The organism is Symplocastrum torsivum, assembly GCF_059505465.1.
In genome coordinates this window covers 26,072-45,566 of sequence record NZ_JCACKQ010000120.1, presented here as the reverse complement: position 1 = coordinate 45,566, position 19,495 = coordinate 26,072, and the positions used below count along the sequence as shown (strand labels likewise).

Genomic DNA, 19,495 nt, shown 5'->3' with positions numbered 1-19,495 from the left:
TAACGCTATCTACGAGTGGCTTCCAAAATCCGTGAGAAGTAGAAACGAGTACGAGTCATTGCACTGCGCTGTACACAAAAGCCATTATTTTCCAGAATTTTAACCACATCTGCTTCACGGTGGAGATAAGCACGAGTCGCTTTACTAGGGCCAGGGAAGAAACTGCCGATTTTTTTGAGCAGACTGAGTGCAACGGTTTTTGGTGCAAAGCTCAGAATCAGCCGAGATTCTGCCAAAGACGCCAGGTGAGCAATCATTTGCGCTGCCTTGTCTTGGGGATAATGGATGAGTACATCCAGGCAAATGACGGTGTGGTAGCTGCCACTCAATGCCTCTAAATCCTGCACTGTAAACGTGGGATTAGCAGCCTGTCCCAAGCTATCTTTCGCTCTTGCCTGAGCTTCGCTGACCATTTTTTCGGAGATGTCAGAAGCATTGACTTTTGCCCCTGCTTGTGCAAGAGGAATGCTGAGGCTGCCAACACCACAACCTGCGTCGCAAATTGATAAATCAGCTAAATTCCCGTCAGCATTGAGCCAGCTAAGGACTGTATCGACTGTCTGCTGATGACCAGTGCGGATATCTAGCTGAACTTTGTTCACCTCACCATCGCCGTAAATCCGCTGCCAACGGTCAAACCCTGTGGCATTGAAATAGTCTTTGACAATGGTTTTGTCATCAACAGTGTTCATATTGGATGTTAATAAAGGATTCGGGACAGTTAATTACTTTAGTTCTTAATTGACAGTTGAGACAACCTGAACACCGTGATTTGAGAACTTCGTCACCCAAAAATCTAGATCTGGATCGGCAATCCTTGCTCTTACGTTCTGCTGGATTTCCTGCGCGTGAACTTCTGATTCACAAAGTGCAAAGACAGTTGGACCAGAACCCGACATCATCATTCCTAAAGGCCCACTACTCTCAAACGCTTCCCGTAACTGCGTGACTTGGGGATTAGCTGGTAAGACGACTTTCTCTAAATCATTGTGTAGGAGTTGACCAATCTGCGAGGCATTTTTGTTGAAAATTGCGTTGACCATTGGGCCGGAATGCACCCTTGCTGCACGAGATTCCAAGCTTTCGGCAGACGCTCCTAATGTCGGTAATCCTAGCTCCTCCGGAGTTACTAAGCTAACGCGATCGCGAATATAGGTATGACCAAACTCAGAACGATAAGTCTGATAAGCCCAAACTGTTGAAACCATCAGATTGCGGTGTTTTGCTAACACCACATAGAGATTTTCTAAATCCGGTAAGGGAGATAGTGCTTCCCCTCGACCTGTCGCCAATGCTGTGCCACCTGCTAGACAGAAGGGTACGTCTGAACCAAGTTTTGCGGCTAGTTCTTGTAGTTCCGGCTGGGTTAGCCCTAGTTGCCACATCAAATCCATTCCCATCAAAACAGCAGCGGCATCCGTTGATCCACCAGCTAATCCTGCGGCGACAGGAATCTGCTTTTTGATAGCGATTTCAACACCGCCAAACCGCGCAAAAACATTGGGGAATTCCTCGGCCATCAATTTTACGGCTTTGTAGGCAAGGTTGCTTTCGTCGTTAGGAACTTGGGGATGGTCGCATTGAATGCGGATTGTATCTGTGCTAATTGACCGCAGATTGATGTGGTCAGCGAGTTCTATGCTTTGGAGAATCATCGCTAGCTCGTGATATCCATCAGGGCGATCGCCTAAAATTTCCAGATACAGATTGATTTTGGCTGGGGCAATTAGGGAGTAGGAACGCATTGCTAGGGATTGGGGATGGGGGACTGGGGATTGGAAGTTAGGGTGTTACTCAAAGTTACCCATTGTTGCACGCTCAGGTCTTCTGCGCGGACTTGAGAGTTCACTTCTAATTGTTCCAGCAAGTGGTTGAGGCGATCGCGTTCCACGACTGATTGCAAATTATTTCTCAACATTTTCCGCTTGCTGGAAAATCCGAGTTTCACTAACATCTCCAGGTGCTTGGGTTCATTGACAGGTGGTTCTACCACTCGCGGATGCAGCCTCACGACAGCTGAATCGACTTTAGGCGGGGGGACAAAGGCTTTAGCAGGTACGTCACAGATAAATTCACACTCTGCTAAATACTGTACCCGGACGGATAAAGCACCAAACATTCTAGAACCCGGTTTAGCATATAAACGCTGTGCGACTTCTTTTTGCATAAGGAGTACGATTGTCTCGAATGGTTCAGTAGCTGGTTGAGCAATCGTACCTAGCAGCTTCTCTAGGATGGGGCCGGTGATGTTGTAAGGGATATTGGCAACAACTTTATTCGGTTTCTGGAATGCCGGGAAGGAGGCAAGTTGAGTATTTAAGTCAAGGGAGAGGAAGTCGCCTTGTAACAGTAAGAAGTTATCAATGGAACCGAGCTTTTTTACTAAGAGTTCACACAAGTCGCGGTCAATCTCAACGGCAACAACAGACTGAACTTGAGGTAATAACTGACGGGTGAGAATGCCTGTACCGGGGCCAATTTCGAGAATGCGATCGCTCTTTTGCAACTGAGCCGCTGCAACAATTTTATTCAGTGCCTTTTCGCTACGCAGCCAATGTTGAGCAAATTGTTTACGCGGTTGAGGGGACATATAGCAAGCCTATTTGATTCGTGCAAGAGGGCAAGGGAGACAAGGGGGAGGTATTTCACAGCTCATTTAGGATTGCCTATTAGCTTTCTATCTGAGTGATGAGAGCTGAGAATCTAATTCTAGATTTGGCTCTCTCATTTCCTGGTTTTTTTGACTGTTGGCTGCGATTAAATCCTCAATATTCTTCGATATCGTCCCGCAAAACTCTTCTAGAGGTAAGTCATTGGCATCCTCTCCGAAAGGATTTTCAATTTCTGTGCCAATTTCTTCAATTCCCAGTAAGACGAAACTTAGGATAGCAGAAATGGGGCTAGTCCACCAATGTAAGTGATCAACGACTTGAAAGGGTAACGAGATGCAATAGATTAGCAACAAGCGTTTGAGATATATTGCGTAAGCTAAGGGAATTGGTGTTGATGCAATACGTTCGCAGGTAGTAATAGCCTCCAATAAATTGTTGCTTAAAGCATTCATTGTTGCTTGTTGATTAGCAGAGATTAAATTTCGTTTGTATTGCTGCTGTATGTAATGTCCAACCCAAACTATTAATTGTAGGTATGTAGATTTAACCGTTTTGAGTAGTTGAAACTGCTCTGGGTTCATTAAAGCTTCTAATTCACTATTGACTGGCTGATATCGTAATTGCAGTTTGGTAGCAACAGCAAAGGCAGTGAGCAAGCGAAGATTTGATACTTTATTCTCTCGATCTGTCGGCTCAGTTTCAACAATTGATACCAAAATCAAGTACCCTAAACTACGAATATTTGCTGTTAAACTTGCCCAGGCTTTGCGTCCTTCCCAAAAGCGCTCGTAGGCGGTATTCGTGCGAAAAACCAACAATAAACCTAAGACCAAATTGTAGGAAACGTTAGTAACAACAATATCGAATCCCTGCCAGGAAACAGGAAATCCTAAATGATCGAGTAGCGAGACAAAAATTCCTAATCCTCCACATAAGAGGACACCAGGAAGCACTTTGGGGGCGACTGAACCTCGCCACCGTAAAACTACTCTCAGCCAACTCGCTTGTTCAACACTCATGCGATCGCCCCTAACCTTTTCCTCCGTCCGCCACTAACCCATGATAGCGAGACAGTGTTAGAGCTAATGCCAATTGTATGGCAGTGGTAAGAGCTTATTGTCCCTTCGTATCGTCCCCAAAAGAGGCAGAAGGCAGAGGAAATGCCTTCGCCCTTTGCCCACGATCATAAAATTTAACCTCACTCGCTGATTCAATTATGTAGCACTAAATAACACCAATGTAGTACAATTGAGTCAGAAGTCGTCATGGGCGATCGCCCACTACCAGACATGAAAATTACATTGACCAATCAAACTCATCGATTCTCCGTCAGAACAGGGATTCTCCCCTATCCAGTTAACTACTCAAAGCTTACCGTATGGAAAGACAATCATTACTATCAGCCTATGACGTAACCTACGAATTTGCTGTAGGTAAGACGCTCTTTAGTGGTATCAATGCTGGCATTAATCAGGGAGATAAAATTGCTCTGATTGGTGCTAACGGAATAGGTAAATCAACCTTATTAAAAATACTGGCGGGTCAAATCCAGCCGAGTTCTGGTTCGATGGTTACTAATAGCTGCATCTATTATTTGCCCCAAATCAGTACGATTGGTCAAGAAAATAAAGATATAACAGTTCTAGATTTCATCGGCTCTTTGTCAGAAGAATGGTGGCAAATCACTAGCGTTTTGGAAACCAGACTAGATACAAAGATCGATTTGTCTATACCAATCGGTAGTTTAAGCGGAGGAGAGATAACCAAGCTATTTTTGGCTATTGGTCTATGTAGAGAACCTAATGTTTTACTCTTAGATGAGCCAACCAATCATATGGATTTTTTAGCTTTAGAAAATCTCAGTCATTTTTTAAGCGAGTTTTCTGGAGCTTTTGTAATTGTCTCTCACAAACCCTTCTTTCTCGACCAAGTTGCTAATACGACTTGGGAGTTAACGGCTGAGGGAGTAAAGGTTTATGGAGGTAACTTTTCTTTATATAAAGACCAAAAAGAGACAGAACGACAAGCTGCACTCAGAACCCAAGAGGTTGCCAAAAAAGAACTAAAACGTGCTAGAGAAAGTGCCTTAAGAGAGCAACAACGGGCAGCGCGTTCAAGACGAGAAGGGCGTATCCAAGCTTTTGATGGAAGTATGGGGAAGGCCGCGCAACACTTTTTTGCTAACCGTGCCTCAGCTTCAGCAGGAAGTTCCTCTAAAAAACACGATACAGCTATGAAGAACGCTGTTCAAAAAGTTGAAGACTCAAAGCTAAGAAAACATAAAGCTACAGCAATTCATCTAGACGAAGGAAGTAGTAAACGAGGAAAAAACTTAATTGATATTCAAGGGGCAACTCTAAAAGTAGGAAACCAGTTTTTAATTGATGATATTCATCTTCATATCGCCTATGGAGATAGAATAGCTATTTCCGGCTCTAATGGTTCAGGAAAATCAAGCCTGATTCAAGGAATCTTAAGTTCCACTAGCGGTGCCAACTCCATAACCTCATTTGAGGCTGGCAAAATTCTCGTTTCAGAGGACATAAAAATAGTCTCTCTCGATCAAAATTATAAATTAATCAATAGAGAGAAGACTGTCCTGGGAAATATGCAACAAGCTAATTCAAGTCTTAATTATCAATTATTAAGGCAGCAGTTGGGGAGTTTTCTCTTCCTTAATGATGAGGTTCATAAAAGTGCATCAGTGCTGAGTGGTGGTGAGCTAGCTAGACTTGCCTTAGCAATTGTTAGTATCTCTGAAATTGACTTACTGATTTTGGATGAACCAACAAACAATCTTGATATAGAAACAGTTAATCAAATTGTTGAGGCATTAAACCTATATCAAGGAGCACTTTTAGTCATATCACATGATCTGGATTTCTTGAGTAGGATTGGTATCACCAAAGCTTTTAAGCTAAAAGAAAAAGCATTCAAGGCTACAGATTATCTTCCTCATGAAGTTGATGAATATTATCAAGAACTTCTCTATTGATTAAGAGTTAGACAATGCAACCGAACCAATATGAAACTTGCGATGGGGAGCATGTCACCGATGGGAAGCCCTCACCCTAAATCCCTCTCCCACGGGGAGAGGGACGCATGAAATCTTACTCCCCTTCTCCCATTGGGAGAAGGGATTGGGGGATGTTAGCGTAGCGGTACGCAGTGCGGGCTGTTCCTCCACTTGCTTTCCTTGACATGCTCCCCTTGCGATCGCTCTTTTCGTTGCTCAAGAGGGGAGGAGAGTGCAAGCTGATAACGCTAAAATCGCAGACAACCACGATCAAGTAGGTGAGGCAGCTTACTCAGCAAATAGTTCAGTCAAGGTATCTAAAACGGCTTTTTGTTCGCTAGTATTAATCTGACCAAGCCGTCTGACTAATCGAGTTTTGTCAACAGTCCGAATTTGATCGAGAACAATCTGCCCATCTTTGCCCTGAAACTGACAAGCTACTCGCGTGGGATAGGGTTGACCTTTTGTAGTCATGGGAGCGACGATGACAGTGGCAATGTGTCTGTTCATCTCATCTGGTGAGATCACCACACACGGTCTTGTCTTCTGAATCTCACTGCCAACAGTCGGATTGAGGTTAACCAGAAAAACATCAAAACGCTTAATTACCATTCCCACTCAAAGTGTTCCCACTCTGTAGGGTTTACATCGTCAAGCAGGATATCATCGTGTCGCTCTGCCATTGATGCAAACGCTTCATCCCAGCCAACACGCGATTTTGGCGCTGCACGGACTATTAAATAATCATCCTGTACTTCGATTTCAACTTCTGTGCAAATACCACTCACCTCCAACAGAGGTTTAGGAATGCGAATGCCCTGAGAGTTGCCAATTTTGACAATGCGAGTTCTAATTGCGGTGCCCATAACTAAGTTTCTCTACAAGCCATCGTAATTACATTGTGAACACATACAAAAATGCAGTCAAGTAGCGATCGCTCTTTTCCTTACTGAACGGAGGAGATATTATCCCCCCAAATCTGTGTGGGCTGACAACAATAAAATTGTAAACACTGCCTATTGTCAGAATGTAAGAAAGCGTGATGGTTCCTCTCCTTTTATTCTCTTGTTCTCGTAATGTCAATCGTAATTTTGCCGCTAAAGTCGGGAATAGGGGCAGCGAGTTTGCTAAACCGAACTTGCACTTGCTGCACCTGCTCGAATTTCAACATGGCATCCGCGATCGCATTTGCCACTTTTTCCAGTAACGCAACTTTAGAGGTTTTCACCAACTGCTTGACTGTTTCAATCGCACGACAGTAGTCAAGCGTATCGGTAATATTGTCACTCTGACCTGCTGGTGCTAAATCCATCCATAACGTCAGGTCAACCTCAAACCACTGTCCCAGCACTTGCTCCTCTTTGAGGTAGCCGATGTAGCCGTAGCAATTAATTCCAGTTATTTGAATGCAATCCATTGAAATTCAATTGGCATATTGTCTTTTACCAAGTGTTATGTGTTGTCCCTAAGGCTTTGGGTTCTACCTAAGAGTTGCTACGGCATGACTGAAGAATCTCTCGAACCTCACCTGGCGGCTGCCCGCTTGTTTTCGCGTCTTGGACAATCTTCCTAAATTCGTCAAAGGTGTACCTGTTCTGAATCTCCTTAATCGCGCAAGTACAAAGTGCCTGTACCTTAGCACCACGATCTTTCGCACAAGCTTCCGTAAAACGCTGGACTGCCACCTCTGGGTAAACGTTAGTCGTCTTCTGGGAACTAGCTGTTGGTTGTGAACTGACTGTTGGTTGTGAACTAACTGTTGGTGGGGGACTGACTGTTGGTGGGGAACTGACTGTTGGTTGTGAACTGACTGTTGGTGGGGAACTGGTACTAGCCTCAGGTGCGGTATTAGATTTAGGTGTGGAGTTGCAAGCAGTAATAGTAAGTATTGCTAAGCAAGTACTGACAAGAGATAGCTTCTGCAGTCGCTTTTTCATGTATTTCTCTTGTAAATTCTTTCAGTAAGGGGTTGAAACAATCATGACTTCAAGCAGAGCATAAGTCTTTAATGGTAGAAGTTGCCCCTCCCTTAGGGAGAAATAGCTTGAAAAAGCATGGCAGGAGAAGCTGGAGAGGAGTTTTTACGAGCTGGTCTAGTTTAATTTAATTTAGTAGGCAGCACACTCTATTATCTTTAGGCGCTCAATTCCTTACCTTGCTTGGAAATGTAGGAGTTGCGATCGCCTTTTCTCAGCATAATCCACTCACACGTTAATTAAGTACCCAGATTGCGCTTGGGTACTAATCCCAGAGCGTGGCACATAACATAATAAATAATCCAATTCAAAATATTACAGAGAACAGGACTCGCCTATGCAATCTCTCAATCGCGTTCTGGGGAGCCTGAATGCTTACCGCTTCATCGCTATTGGGGCTGTTGTGAGTTTGTTGCTGCTGACGGCAGCTAATGCCGTGACTCCGCAACTCTTTCGTTGGGCCATTGATCAGGGTATTGCCCAAAAAAATCTACAAATTGTTCTCTACAGTGCGGCTTTAATGGTTTTAGTCGCTGTTGGGCGTGGCTTGTTCAACTTTGGGCAAAGCTTTTGGGCAGAAGCCGCCTCTCAGGGTGTTGCCTATGACTTGCGTAATACAATTTTCACTAAAATTCAAAACCTTAGTTTCAGCTACCACGATCAATCGCAAACCTCACAACTATTAACCCGCATCACCAGTGATATTGAGCAAATTCGTACATTTGTTGGTACAACGCTAATTCAGGTTGTTGGTTCTGTCGTTACGCTGGTTAGCATTGCGATAATTTTGCTGTTGATGGACTGGCAATTGGCGCTGATTACTTTGGTAATGGTACCGATTGCAGGATTTTTACTAGCACAGTTTCTCACCCGAAATCAAAAGCTATTTGAGCGGGTACAAGAACAATTAGGTAATCTCAATGGAGTTTTGCAAGAAAACCTGTTCGGTATCCGGGTGGTGAAAGCTTTTGTGCGTGAGCCAGTGGAGATGGGACGCTACTCGAAGCTGAACGATGACTTGATAGCGGTGAATATGCGAACGATTCGCGCTATTGCCAATACCTTCCCAGTCATTTTTCTCTTGAGTAACCTGATTACGCTAGCGGTGGTAGGTTATGGCGGGGCTGAGGTAATAGGGGAGAGGTTCTCGATTGGTGAGTTGGTGGCGTTTAACTCCTACCTGATGTTTATCCTTCAGCCGATTTTGCTGATTGGTTTTGCCGCACCCGTAATTGCACAGGCGGCAGCTTCGGCAGAACGAGTGTATGAAGTTGTAGATGCAGAAATTGAAATTCGCGATCGCCCTAATGCTATACCCTTTGAGAAATGTGGTGGCAGAATCACCTTTGAAAATGTCCATTTCCGCTATCCAGGAGCGGCAACAGAGGCGCTAAAAGGAATTTCTTTTGAAACCAAACCAAAAGAATTGATTGCGATTCTAGGGGCAACTGGCTCTGGTAAAAGTACGATTATGAACCTGATTCCGCGCTTCTATGATGTTACAGAAGGAGCGGTTCGGATTGATGGCAGGGATGTCCGGGATTTGACGTTAGAAAGTTTGCGATCGCATATTGGCATTGTCTTCCAAGAAACAACGCTTTTCTCTGGCACAATCCGCGATAACCTCACCTATGCAGCACCCAATGCGCCTTTAGAACGAGTGATTGAAGTCGCAAAGACGGCTCAAATTCACGACTTTATTACCAGCTTGCCAGATGGCTATGAGACACTTGTCGGTGAACGAGGAGTGGGTTTGTCGGGTGGACAGAAACAACGAATTGCGGTCGCTCGAACCTTACTCACCGACTATCGCATCCTGATTCTGGACGATAGCACCTCTGCTGTTGATGCCAAAACTGCTGCTCAAATCCAGGAAGCTTTGGATGAGTTGATGCGCTTACATACTTGTACCGCCTTCGTCATTGCCCAGCGTATCAGTACAGTTCGCAATGCCGATCGCATCTTACTCATGAATCAAGGGCAACTAGTCGCACAAGGTACTCATGATGAACTAATGCACAGTAGTCCTCTGTATGGCTCGATTCTAGAATCTCAAGTTCGCCAAGCGGCTTAGAGATTTCAATTTACAGCAGTTTTCAAGTCAATAGACCTCTTGCATAAATACGAAAAACCCCTCCCCAGCCCTCCCCGAAACTGAGAGGGAGCAAGATTTCTTCCCCCCGCATCGGGGGGATTGAGGGGGGTCAATTTGACTTTTGCAAGAGGTCTAATGAAGTACAGATGGCTTGTAGGGGCGTACGGCTGTGCGCCCTTAATTGTATTGCACTTGTGTAGTAATTGTCCTTTGCGCGATCGCACTCAATCTCTCTGCTGTAACTGACTCTTAATTAACCGTTGTACACTGACCAAAGCTCGATTCAACTCATAACTTCGGCGTTCTGGATGCGTCAGATACGCTTGTTGTTCTTCCTCAATCATCTGCACATCCTGACGAACCAATCCATCCAGTAACTTTTGTGCTGAACCCAGTAAACTATCTTTTACAAATCGACGAAACCACACGGGTAATTTGTGCAAGCGCCAAAATGCATTTAGCGAAGTGAAATGAATTAGATAAGCACGAGTCGCCGTTTCGCTTACCGGACAAAGTAGACAGTAAATCTTGAAATCCTTCCCTAATGTTGAAACCCAGTGTGGGTAAACATAGCTGACATCCAACGGTTCTGGATGCAGTCGTCGCAAGGCGGGGAAGAATAGTTGAGAAATTGACCAAATTTTATCAATTTTGTAATAACTTTGTGCCTGATAGTGGGCATCTACACGGTTAGTCTCTTCTTGAATATCCTCTAAGACAGCATCCGTCCAAGCTTGCCAGTCCTGATGTAAATGCCCGTGGTACATATCCATCAGGTTTTCTATCAAATAAGAATAGTGGGCGTTGCATTCAATGACTGAGACAGTGGCGATGTAGTTGAGATGTTCCCATTCTGGGACACCCATCGGTTGTAGGGGTACACAATGCTTCCCTTCTATAGCGTTGATATCTCCAGGAAATAGCCAAATAAACCCATCCTGTTCCTGTACCGGATACTTACGAATCTTGCAGTTGGGTAGTTTCTGGTTATCAGCCAGGTAAGGGACATCTGCACACTCACCACTGGACTTAAATCGCCATCCATGATAGGCACATTCCAGTAGTTCGCCAGTGACGCGACCATGACTGAGTTTAACTTGTCGGTGGGGGCAACGATCTTCTAAGGCATGGACTGCCCCCTCATCATCTCGATAAAGCACAATCGGGTGATTCCAAAGAGTCACTCCTAGAGGCTGGGTTTGAACCTCTGTGCTGCGAGCAACAACATACCAATGATTGGGGTTGATTCCCAACTGACGGATATCAAGGTGCTGGGTGGTGAGAGAGGAGGATTGCATCGTGTTAGCTTGCAGACGAAGTTAGGTCTATATTGTCGCTTTCAAAAGTGTTCATGATGTATCAAATCTTTCATCTTTTCAATCAAACCAAACAGCTTATAGGTCAAGTCACTTGCGTTCAAACTTAGAAAATCTAGCCTCAAAAAGAAAAGGAAACCCTTATCCCTAGAATTTCAGGCTTTCTCGTAGAAGCTAGATTTTCAAGATACCTTCTGGATTCACCGAAAAAAGCGATCGCCTTTGCAACCCTTCCCGATGCAGAATCTCATTCGCTGCCAGTAACCCACTACTAATTGCCCGTTCCATCAAACCACAAGGAAAGGGCATCTTCACCCAATCCCCAGCAAATATAAGATTCGGGACACCTGTGTCAGTTTCTGGTCGTTCAGCATAGCTACCAGGTGGATAACCAGAAAAGTTCTTCTGATTTACCAGTTCCCTATGTAGCATCTTCGCCTGTGCAAGAGATGGCACAATCTCATAAAGTTCCTGCTCAAAGGTTGTTAGTAGTGCTTGCTGAGTGGGAAATTCTTTCTCTTTGTAGCAGTAAGCGTGTAACTCCACGACACTACCACCCGTTTTTTGATTCCAATCAATGAATTGATCTTGAATTCGGTGGTAAAGGGTGATGCTGTCAGTCAGTTGATAACCAGACAAAGAGGAGAAGTTGCTGTGTTCCCAATCAAAATCTCGGTCAAACCAGAATCGGGCAACAGCAAAGGGGTCAGCGATGCTCAATTTCTCCACCTGAGTGTGTACCTGAGTATTCACCTCACCCTCACATAGCTTAAATAGCTGTTGAACTCCCGGTACATCTGTTGCAAAGACGTAATAATCTGCCTTAATCGTGGCTTCAGCCGTCTCTAGAGGGGTAACACTTTGCACCCCTACCAGTTGTATCTGGTCTTCAGCACGTTGAGCAATTTCAAAGTGGGGTAAATCCCGTTTAGCTGGCCCTGCAATGACTCGCCCTTCAGCATCATAGAGTGCGCCATGGCAAGGACAGAGAAACTTTCCATCAGCTTGGTGCTGCACCGTACAACCCTGATGAGTGCAAGTAAGAGATACAGCTTTCGTGTCTCCTGGTGCAACAGCAAAAACCGCATCCCCAGCACCGTAATATTCCAGGCTTGGTGATTGTGCATCGGTAGGGGATTGGGAAGATAAGGAAGCGGTTTGTTCAGAAATTTCCGTAAAGTTGCCCCCTTGTCCCCCTTCTCTAGTTCCCATAATCGTGTTGCGCTTCACCCAAAAGGGAACATTACTCTGGATACTTCCTTGCTGGTAGCTGAGGGAATCAATCTGTTCTTGCTGCCAGTTAAAGCGGCTTACTGTTGCTTCTGTCACAATCTTGCCGCCATTGCGCTGAATCGCCCTGGCAATTGGCTGCACTAAACTTGTCCCCATGTCCTGACGTGTACCATTAAACGCCAGTCCCTCCGGGTTACCAAAAAAGTAGAAATGGAAGAACTGCATTAGTTCTCCCACACTTAGCTCATCTGGCGCGTTCAGACTAGATTTGGCAAAGGGTAAAAAATACAAGTCATAAAGCCCTTGGGGGAAATCTTGCTCTACCCATTCGGCAACTGACAGATGATCGAGACGATCGAAACTTCTTGGTATCTGGAATCCACCAATTGCCTGGAAGACTTGCCAGTGTTTCGGTTTTATCAGATTTATCCCCCAGTTGAGACAATTGGGACTAGCGATCGCCAAATCTACAATATTCCAAGGAAATGCAGAGTGGTTGGGTCGAAATACTTCTGGGTTATACTTACCGTCTCGGAAAACAACGGAGTAGGACTCTAATGAGAGAAAATTGTCTTTAATTTCTAGTTCTTCAACTAAGCTGTTGAGGTTGTAATACTGGGGAAAAAAGCCGTGGAAGCCATGTTCCATCATGAAGGTTTCATTCCCCACTTGGATCTGCCAACTCGCAACTTTCCCTCCTAGCTGAGGCGATCGCTCTAAAAGTGTTACTTTAAACCCACGTTGGCTGAGTTCATACGCACAGGCTAATCCAGCAAGTCCCGCCCCAACCACAACAACACTTCTGTCTTGATTCAGATACCGTGGTAAATCCAAGCTATCTTGCTGAAAAATCGTTGGTTGAGGCTTTGAGAAGCGGGAGTACCCCAGCATCCCACCAACAGCACCTACACCCAATAGCTTCAGCGCCGTCCGTCGAGAGATTCCAGGGAAGTTCTGTGCGCTTTCATCGTTCTTTTGGATAGGGGTGGAGGCTGGGACTACAGGAGAATTGGAGAATTGATTCTTCATGAAACTAAAGCTAAATCCTCAGACAACGAGCTTGAGCTACCTATTAATTGGTAGGTTAAATTGCGAAAAAAATTATTGGGGCTGCAATCCGTCTAACAGAACTGAAATTACTTCAGATGCAATAACGTCTTTCGGTGAGGTTCCCGGTAACGTACTAGCAAAGTTCATCCCGTCCATCGCCGACAGAAAAAGACCAGCGAGGATAGTAGGCTTCACCTCTCTAATCTGACCTTGTTCTTGTGCGGCGATGAAGGCTAGCCTAAGTGGATCAAAGACAGACTCTTGAGCAATTAACGACAATCGCTGAATGTGTTCCTCGCTCAAAGTTGGTACATCAGTATGCATTAAACTCAGAAAATTGAGAGGTGGTTGCGAGATGAACCAACGGGAAACCGCGTGCAACTGTCCTCTTAGATCTGACCCAGCCTCATGAATTGCCTGCTGTAAACCATTCCGGTGCCGTGCAAAAACTTGTTCGGTCACGGTGATGAACAACTGCTCCTTACTGGGAAAGTGATAGTACAGCGATGCCTGACGAATTCCCACTTCCTCAGCGATATCTCGCATCGTAACGTTGCTGTAACCCCCTTGACGGAAAAGAGTTTCAGCCGCAGCCAAGATACGTTCGCGTGGATCTAATGGAACTTGATCAAGCACTTCAAGTCAGTTGGGAGATTGGCTGCTTACCTAATTAATTGGTAGACTACCTACTAGTCAGTAGTTTTGAAAATTTTCTTAACTTTGTCAAGCAGTTTAGCGAGACTTTAGAAACTTTTAAACTATCCACTCTTGAGTACTTATACTTACCTCTATCAAGGTTAAGGCGCGTAGGTGGTAGGTTTTAGGGGAAAATCTAGCTCAAAACTTGGTCATATTAGGACTTTGGGAAATTCTAACTCCAAGACTCGCCTTTCACCCTACTACCTAAAACCTAAAACCTGTCACCAAGACACAGGGGTAAGTCCTTATAGGTTAGTCAGCAACCTCTCACGATGAAATATTGGCGCGAAACCTTGGCTGTAGCACAGCGAATTTTGATTGAATTGTGGCGACGACGCCGCAGCCTGGTTTTTTGGAGTATTTTCCCGATTTCTGTCCTCTTACTCAACGGATTTATTTTGGCAGAACGGGCGAAGCTCTCAACAGAAGTTGCATTTGAAAGTGCTGCTCCTTCAACTTTAGTAGGTGCCGCCTTGTTTTTTAGTTGCTTAGGCGGTAGTGTCGCAACGGTAGTTGCAGAACGAGAGCAGCAAACTCTCAAGCGCTTATTTATCTCCCCTCTCAGTGGAACCTCCTATTTTCTTGGTATCTTTTTTGCTCATAGCTGCATTGGTATTGGTCAAGCACTTCTGGTTTACACTATCTCAGCCTTTTTTGGAGCTAAGTTTCAGGGTTCTGTGCCACTGGGAGTAGTGATTATCCTACTCAGCATTATTTCTTATGTGGGTGTAGGATTTGTTCTCGGTACACAGTTTGCGCGACGCACAGAGGATGTCAATGCTTTAGTCGCGGCTTTCGGTGTACCGCTTTTGATTTTGGGTGGAGCTTTTCTTCCCTCATCCTTGTTTCCGGATAAGTTGCTGAAAATTGCAAAATTTAATCCGATTTATCACATGAATGAAGCACTACTAGGGGTTTGGGGCGGAGGTAAGGATTTGGCAGAAATTTCAACACATTTCTCGTTTCTATGTGTGTTTGCTGTTTTGATGGTAGCAGCGGGATGGCTTTCTTATCGGCGAATGCTAAGTGTTGAAAGGAGGTTGTGATGAAGGCTAAGCCGATGCTACCTATGTCCTGAATCATCAATGATTAGGGTAAATCCTCGACTTCGTTTAAGTACCGCTAATAACAAACAACAAACAACCCGAAATTCCACACCCTTACTTACGGGGGATGAGTTAAGCCTCAGGGTTAGTAAGGCGTCCGCTAAGTTTGGCAAGCTCGACAACTAACGTTACTGGCTCAATTGGCTTCGGTATATGTGCATGGAATCCTACTGCCATTGCCCTAGCACGATCGACATCTCTAGCAGACGCTGTCACAGCCACAGCGATAATTTCCCTTCGCCGTGCTGTCTCGTAAGCATAAACGAACTCCAAAAGCGAGTAGCCATCTATATCTGGTAAGGCAATGTTGCTGACTAGGATATCTGGTTTATAGGTTTCCAGTCTTACCAAAGCTTCACCCGCTGAAGACACATTTACCACCTGTGCTTCAGCTATTTCAAATATGAAATTAAATAACTCTGCTGAATCTGGGTCATCCTCTACAAGGAGTATACTCAAATCCTTAAGTAAACCATCTATATCCATGACAACAGGTTTAGCCCTGCTACTCGGCAGAGGTAAACCTAACGAATAGGGCATCAAGGTGATTGTCATAATAAAGCTTTTTACAGTGCAATAAAAAGTGTTGTTTTACAACTATTCATGAGCATCAAGCACTTCAACCTCTTTCTGAAGATAGATGAGTACAAATGCTTAAGGATATCTTAAGGTTTGTCAGGTACAAGAGGTACTACTTTAGACCTATCTATGTTGACAGTTGATATAGCAAAAGGCAGAGAGCAGTGGGCAAAAGCCAGAAGGGAAAAGATTGATGGTTAAGGTTTCAGTATGAGAGCGAGTGTCAAGAGTCACCCTGGTGACTGCTATATTACCCAGCAGATAAGCTGACTTTCGCGTCTATTTAGCCAATTGACCATAAAGCCTGTATTCGCTAGTTTTGAAGGCTGACAATTCTTTGGTACGCCTGAATCATTGCCAGAGCGATCGCATCCCAACTATAGTTTTTCAAAGCATACTCCTGAGCATTTTCCCCCCGCCGCTTCTGCTCACCAACATCCTGAAGCGCCTCTCGTAAAACCTCAGTCAAAGCATCCACCTCACAAGGGCAAACCCACCCCGCTTCAGCACCCTTGACTTCCTGCCAAATATGTACTTGGTCAGAAATCACCACAGGCGTTCCGGCAACCATTGCTTCCGCCACTGCAATGCCGAAGTTTTCGTAGTAAGACGGCAGGACAAACAAATCAGCATCTTGTAATAAAGTCGTCTTCAATTCACCCGTAACAAAACCTGTAATTGTAGTGGATGACGAGAGGGGTGAAGCCTTTATCTGTTCCCGAATCTGGTTTTCATAATTTGGGTCTTGAGGATTTGTCCCTGCCAGAACAAAGTGGAAATTTGGTGAGCGCACACAGTCGTGCGCCCCTGCTAACAATCTTTCCAGCGCTGGGATAAGCAGATTCAACCCCTTCTTTGGCTCGATGCGAGACATAAACAGCATCAAAGGCTGGTCGTCTGGAATATTTAACTCAGTCCGCGCTTGACCTTTGGGTTGCCCCACTAACGGCTTCACACCCAACGGAATTACCAAATCTGGTGTATGCGTCCCAAAGCGTTCTGAAATCTTTGCCTCTTGAGCGCTTGTGAAGTGAATGCCAGCAGCACCCGCCAAATTAGGTCGCTCTAGCAAGGACGCATAAACTTGCTTCAAACGCCGCTTTTTTTGTAAATCAGCCGGGTCAAGTGTACCCAAAGGGCGTAGGATATACGGCAGCTTCTTGCGTCGGGCAACCATTGCCGCCGCTGTACTCACTGGTGAAAACAGCGCATGGATATGGGCAAGATCAAATTCCGTAGCGTGCTGCGATAACCAGCGCAATAGGTCGAGAGAGAACTTGTAGCGGCGGAAGGGAGAGCAACGGAAGTATCGCACTTGATAACCATCCTGCTCAACTGGTTTATCCAGAGGAACATCCAGTGGCGGCTGACCTGCATCTCCATTCGAGTCAGTTGTCAGCACCGTAACCTCTACGCCTTGAGTAGCAAGCGCAGAGGATAGCCCCATCACCATCTGGCTGGGGCCACCATAAATCAGAGATATTGAAGGGACAATTTGCAGGATTCTCAGAGGTTCGCTCACAAATTCATAGCCAATTCAGCGATAAAGCTGTCAGCTATCAGCTATCAGCTTTTTTGTTTTCCTTGCTCTCTTTTTTCACACACCTCCCGCTGTACCTCATCTCTCCAGGAAACCGTGATAAAGTTACCGCAAACTGTTATGGAAACCTTAATATCTCCACCTCCCTTTATCTATTTTTATCTGCGGTTCTACTTATCTCGTTTTCACCAGGAGAATCTTGCGATCGCTTCACGTCCTTAAGGAGACGGAGTTGCCTCTCCTACCTCATCAGGTTGCGTCTGAATAAAGGGGTCTAAAGGCGCAGATTCGCTCTCGTACCAACTGGTAGACGATTCTGGTTCAGACGTTTTCTCTTCTTTGAGTTTTGGCGTGATTTCTGGCAAAGCAGCGAGAGTTTGTCGTCCAACAATTCCATCTACCTTGAGTCCTTTCTCTTGCTGGAATTTCTGAACCGCCTCTAGAGTTACCTCATCAAACGTGCCGATGTCACCCACAGGATATCCTGCGACTTCCAGCCGTCTTTGGATATCGCTGACTTTTTCACCGCGATCGCCAACTCTCAATAGACCATCAGAAGCATTACTCACCACTTGCTCATCTAATGCCGCTTGAGTGTTTGCACCAACAACGCCATCCGCTGTCAGTCCTTCTGCTTCCTGGAATTCTATCACTGCCCTTTTGGTGAGTGAACCAAAATAACCAGTAGCATTGGCTTTAAGATAGCCCAACTTCTGTAAACGCTCTTGGAGAGTCGTAACTTCCGGATTGTAGTTGCCTTGCCGCAGCGCTGCCGAAGCCTGACTCGCCATCCCCACAACACTCAGGACAACAGTGAAGGCAATAAACTTTGCCAATAGTTTTGGGGATTTCCAGAGTGTTGCGATCGCTAGTTCATTAGTGCCTAGTGGAGCTTCGTCAGCTAAAGCAAGATGTAAATAAGCAAGAGTTTCCATAGTTTCAGATTAAAATAACTCAGTCAAGCACTAGTTTAGCTTGAAGATTCCGCTACGCTTAATAAGCTTTCTCCAAGGAATTATTTAAATACTATTGATGGCAAGAATGTCAAGCAAGCAATTGCTTATAAAACCCCAATATTTGCCTTGCTAGTGCCTGATTTGTATAGTGACTCATCACCCGTTCATAACCCAGCCGAACCAACTTTTGGGCTAACTCAGGCTGCTCCATCAAGGACAGTATGCACTTTTGTAAAGCAGCTACATCCCTCTCCGGAAATATTAATCCTGCCTCTGCAATCACATAAGGAATTTCCCCAGAATCAGAACCAATCACTGGTACCTTAGATGCCATTGCTTCAATCAACACATGACCGAACTGTTCCTTCCAGCCTGCAGCAGTTAGGGTTTTAAATTGAGTATTTGTTTCTGAAGGCAGTACTAAAGTACTCATTAAATTGATGTAACGGGGTACCTCATCATGGGCAACACTCTCAACCCAAATCAGCCGCTCTTTGATACCCCACTCAACGGCTTTTTCCATTAATACTGTCTGCAAGGGTCCGCGTCCCAGTAGTAGCCACTTCCAGGGACGCTCTCTTAATCCAGCAAGCGCTAATCCCAGAGTTAACAGCCCTTTTTCTTCAACAAACCGTCCCACAAATCCCACAACAAAGTCATCAGGTTGAATTCCTAACTGGCTTTTCAGTTCTGGCTGTGGTTGAGGGCAAAACCGATTTTCATCCACACCCAACTGAGGCATAACTTTAACAAGTCCACGGTAGCCGTGCTGCCGCAACACCTCTGCCCCATCCTGATTACCAGCAATAACCCCGTCAGTGTTGCGTAGGTTATAAGCTTCAAGGACAGACACCGGGAATTTCAAGTCGTAGGGTAAGTTCCACCAGGTAAAAAACAGATTTTTTGCCTTCAGCCGCATCAGCTTGTTCAGCGTAATTAGCTGCGCGTAGCCTAATGCCTTAGCACCTTGTTCCACTTGAATAATCTGTGGTCGAAACTGACGCAAGAGGGAAATGATGTCAGCCCCAAAGGTTAGCAATCCTTGGTTATTTTCACTAAAGTTGGAAACTGGCACTACCCGAAACGAGCCTTCCTGACGCGGCTGGGTTTCGATTATCTTGTTCTGAACACCACCGGGACGCCAACGGCGGGGTACGACTACAGTTACTTCTATTTCAGGTTCCAATCGAGCCAATGCTCGTAGTTTCTCGCAGTTGAGGTCAACAATATAGGAGTGGCTAGCGACTAGAATTCTCATCATCTTTGTCATTCGTCGAATAACTAGGCGCTGAAATCCTACAATACTAATACTTCGCC

The 19,495-nt window shown here is 45.1% G+C and carries 18 protein-coding genes; 3 read left to right on the top strand and 15 right to left on the bottom strand.

Features of this window, described 5'->3' with window-relative positions; translation table 11 throughout:
* Window positions 1-5: 5 nt before the first annotated feature.
* The 4 genes from bchM to AC5JL3_RS28880 form a co-directional block, all read right to left on the bottom strand.
* On the bottom strand, window positions 6-692 hold the full coding sequence (gene bchM / locus AC5JL3_RS28895; protein WP_496077728.1) for a magnesium protoporphyrin IX methyltransferase: 687 nt from the start codon (window positions 690-692) through the stop codon (window positions 6-8).
* Window positions 693-737: 45 nt separating this feature from the next.
* Window positions 738-1,745, bottom strand: coding sequence for a 4-(cytidine 5'-diphospho)-2-C-methyl-D-erythritol kinase (ispE, locus tag AC5JL3_RS28890; RefSeq protein ID WP_496077727.1), 1,008 nt, complete (start codon window positions 1,743-1,745; stop codon window positions 738-740).
* A gap of 2 nt (window positions 1,746-1,747) precedes the next feature.
* Window positions 1,748-2,590 (bottom strand): 16S rRNA (adenine(1518)-N(6)/adenine(1519)-N(6))-dimethyltransferase RsmA, encoded by an 843-nt coding sequence (gene rsmA, locus AC5JL3_RS28885; protein ID WP_496077726.1) that lies wholly within the window; start codon window positions 2,588-2,590, stop codon window positions 1,748-1,750.
* A gap of 87 nt (window positions 2,591-2,677) precedes the next feature.
* The gene (locus AC5JL3_RS28880; protein WP_496077725.1) at window positions 2,678-3,631 is read right to left on the bottom strand and encodes a bestrophin family protein; all 954 of its coding nucleotides are present in this window, start codon (window positions 3,629-3,631) and stop codon (window positions 2,678-2,680) included.
* A gap of 359 nt (window positions 3,632-3,990) precedes the next feature.
* Here AC5JL3_RS28880 and abc-f point away from each other — a divergent pair, with 359 nt between their 5' ends.
* The gene (abc-f, locus tag AC5JL3_RS28875) at window positions 3,991-5,607 is read left to right on the top strand and encodes a ribosomal protection-like ABC-F family protein (protein ID WP_496077724.1); all 1,617 of its coding nucleotides are present in this window, start codon (window positions 3,991-3,993) and stop codon (window positions 5,605-5,607) included.
* Window positions 5,608-5,916: 309 nt separating this feature from the next.
* Here abc-f and AC5JL3_RS28870 read toward each other — a convergent pair whose 3' ends face one another.
* The 4 genes from AC5JL3_RS28870 to AC5JL3_RS28855 all read right to left on the bottom strand — a co-directional run bounded on the left by AC5JL3_RS28870 (window position 5,917) and on the right by AC5JL3_RS28855 (window position 7,565).
* The gene (locus tag AC5JL3_RS28870) at window positions 5,917-6,240 is read right to left on the bottom strand and encodes a type II toxin-antitoxin system PemK/MazF family toxin (protein ID WP_496077723.1); all 324 of its coding nucleotides are present in this window, start codon (window positions 6,238-6,240) and stop codon (window positions 5,917-5,919) included.
* Window positions 6,234-6,494, bottom strand: coding sequence for an AbrB/MazE/SpoVT family DNA-binding domain-containing protein (locus tag AC5JL3_RS28865; protein WP_496077722.1), 261 nt, complete (start codon window positions 6,492-6,494; stop codon window positions 6,234-6,236). Before AC5JL3_RS28865 ends, AC5JL3_RS28870 begins: the two co-directional genes overlap by 7 nt.
* A 191-nt stretch (window positions 6,495-6,685) precedes the next feature.
* Complete coding sequence (gene folB / locus AC5JL3_RS28860) at window positions 6,686-7,045, bottom strand: dihydroneopterin aldolase (RefSeq protein ID WP_496077721.1); 360 nt, start codon at window positions 7,043-7,045, stop codon at window positions 6,686-6,688.
* A 67-nt stretch (window positions 7,046-7,112) separates the two neighbouring features.
* Entirely contained in the window at window positions 7,113-7,565 is a 453-nt protein-coding gene (locus AC5JL3_RS28855; protein ID WP_496077720.1) for a hypothetical protein, read from the bottom strand.
* Window positions 7,566-7,941: 376 nt separating this feature from the next.
* Between AC5JL3_RS28855 and AC5JL3_RS28850 the strand changes: the two genes are divergently transcribed.
* Complete coding sequence (locus tag AC5JL3_RS28850) at window positions 7,942-9,678, top strand: ABC transporter ATP-binding protein (protein WP_496077719.1); 1,737 nt, start codon at window positions 7,942-7,944, stop codon at window positions 9,676-9,678.
* A 245-nt stretch (window positions 9,679-9,923) separates the two neighbouring features.
* Here the strand turns inward: AC5JL3_RS28850 and AC5JL3_RS28845 are convergent, their stop codons facing one another.
* From AC5JL3_RS28845 to AC5JL3_RS28835, 3 genes are all read right to left on the bottom strand, one after another.
* On the bottom strand, window positions 9,924-10,997 hold the full coding sequence (locus AC5JL3_RS28845) for an aromatic ring-hydroxylating dioxygenase subunit alpha (RefSeq protein ID WP_496077718.1): 1,074 nt from the start codon (window positions 10,995-10,997) through the stop codon (window positions 9,924-9,926).
* A 192-nt stretch (window positions 10,998-11,189) separates the two neighbouring features.
* Window positions 11,190-13,139 carry an FAD-dependent oxidoreductase gene (locus tag AC5JL3_RS28840; RefSeq protein ID WP_496077841.1) on the bottom strand — a complete coding sequence of 650 codons (1,950 nt, stop codon included), beginning with the start codon at window positions 13,137-13,139 and terminating at the stop codon, window positions 11,190-11,192.
* 210 nt (window positions 13,140-13,349) lie between these two features.
* On the bottom strand, window positions 13,350-13,934 hold the full coding sequence (locus tag AC5JL3_RS28835) for a TetR/AcrR family transcriptional regulator (RefSeq protein WP_496077717.1): 585 nt from the start codon (window positions 13,932-13,934) through the stop codon (window positions 13,350-13,352).
* Window positions 13,935-14,269: 335 nt separating this feature from the next.
* Between AC5JL3_RS28835 and AC5JL3_RS28830 the strand changes: the two genes are divergently transcribed.
* On the top strand, window positions 14,270-15,043 hold the full coding sequence (locus AC5JL3_RS28830) for an ABC transporter permease (RefSeq protein ID WP_192217531.1): 774 nt from the start codon (window positions 14,270-14,272) through the stop codon (window positions 15,041-15,043).
* A 132-nt stretch (window positions 15,044-15,175) separates the two neighbouring features.
* Here AC5JL3_RS28830 and AC5JL3_RS28825 read toward each other — a convergent pair whose 3' ends face one another.
* The 4 genes from AC5JL3_RS28825 to hpsO all read right to left on the bottom strand — a co-directional run bounded on the left by AC5JL3_RS28825 (window position 15,176) and on the right by hpsO (window position 19,436).
* Window positions 15,176-15,658, bottom strand: coding sequence for a response regulator (locus AC5JL3_RS28825; protein WP_496077716.1), 483 nt, complete (start codon window positions 15,656-15,658; stop codon window positions 15,176-15,178).
* Window positions 15,659-15,995: 337 nt separating this feature from the next.
* The gene (gene hpsP / locus AC5JL3_RS28820; RefSeq protein ID WP_496077840.1) at window positions 15,996-17,192 is read right to left on the bottom strand and encodes a hormogonium polysaccharide biosynthesis glycosyltransferase HpsP; all 1,197 of its coding nucleotides are present in this window, start codon (window positions 17,190-17,192) and stop codon (window positions 15,996-15,998) included.
* Window positions 17,193-17,440: 248 nt separating this feature from the next.
* Window positions 17,441-18,157 (bottom strand): peptidoglycan-binding domain-containing protein, encoded by a 717-nt coding sequence (locus tag AC5JL3_RS28815; RefSeq protein ID WP_496077715.1) that lies wholly within the window; start codon window positions 18,155-18,157, stop codon window positions 17,441-17,443.
* 109 nt (window positions 18,158-18,266) lie between these two features.
* Window positions 18,267-19,436, bottom strand: coding sequence for a hormogonium polysaccharide biosynthesis glycosyltransferase HpsO (gene hpsO, locus AC5JL3_RS28810; RefSeq protein WP_496077839.1), 1,170 nt, complete (start codon window positions 19,434-19,436; stop codon window positions 18,267-18,269).
* Between the last annotated feature and the right edge of the window lie 59 nt (window positions 19,437-19,495).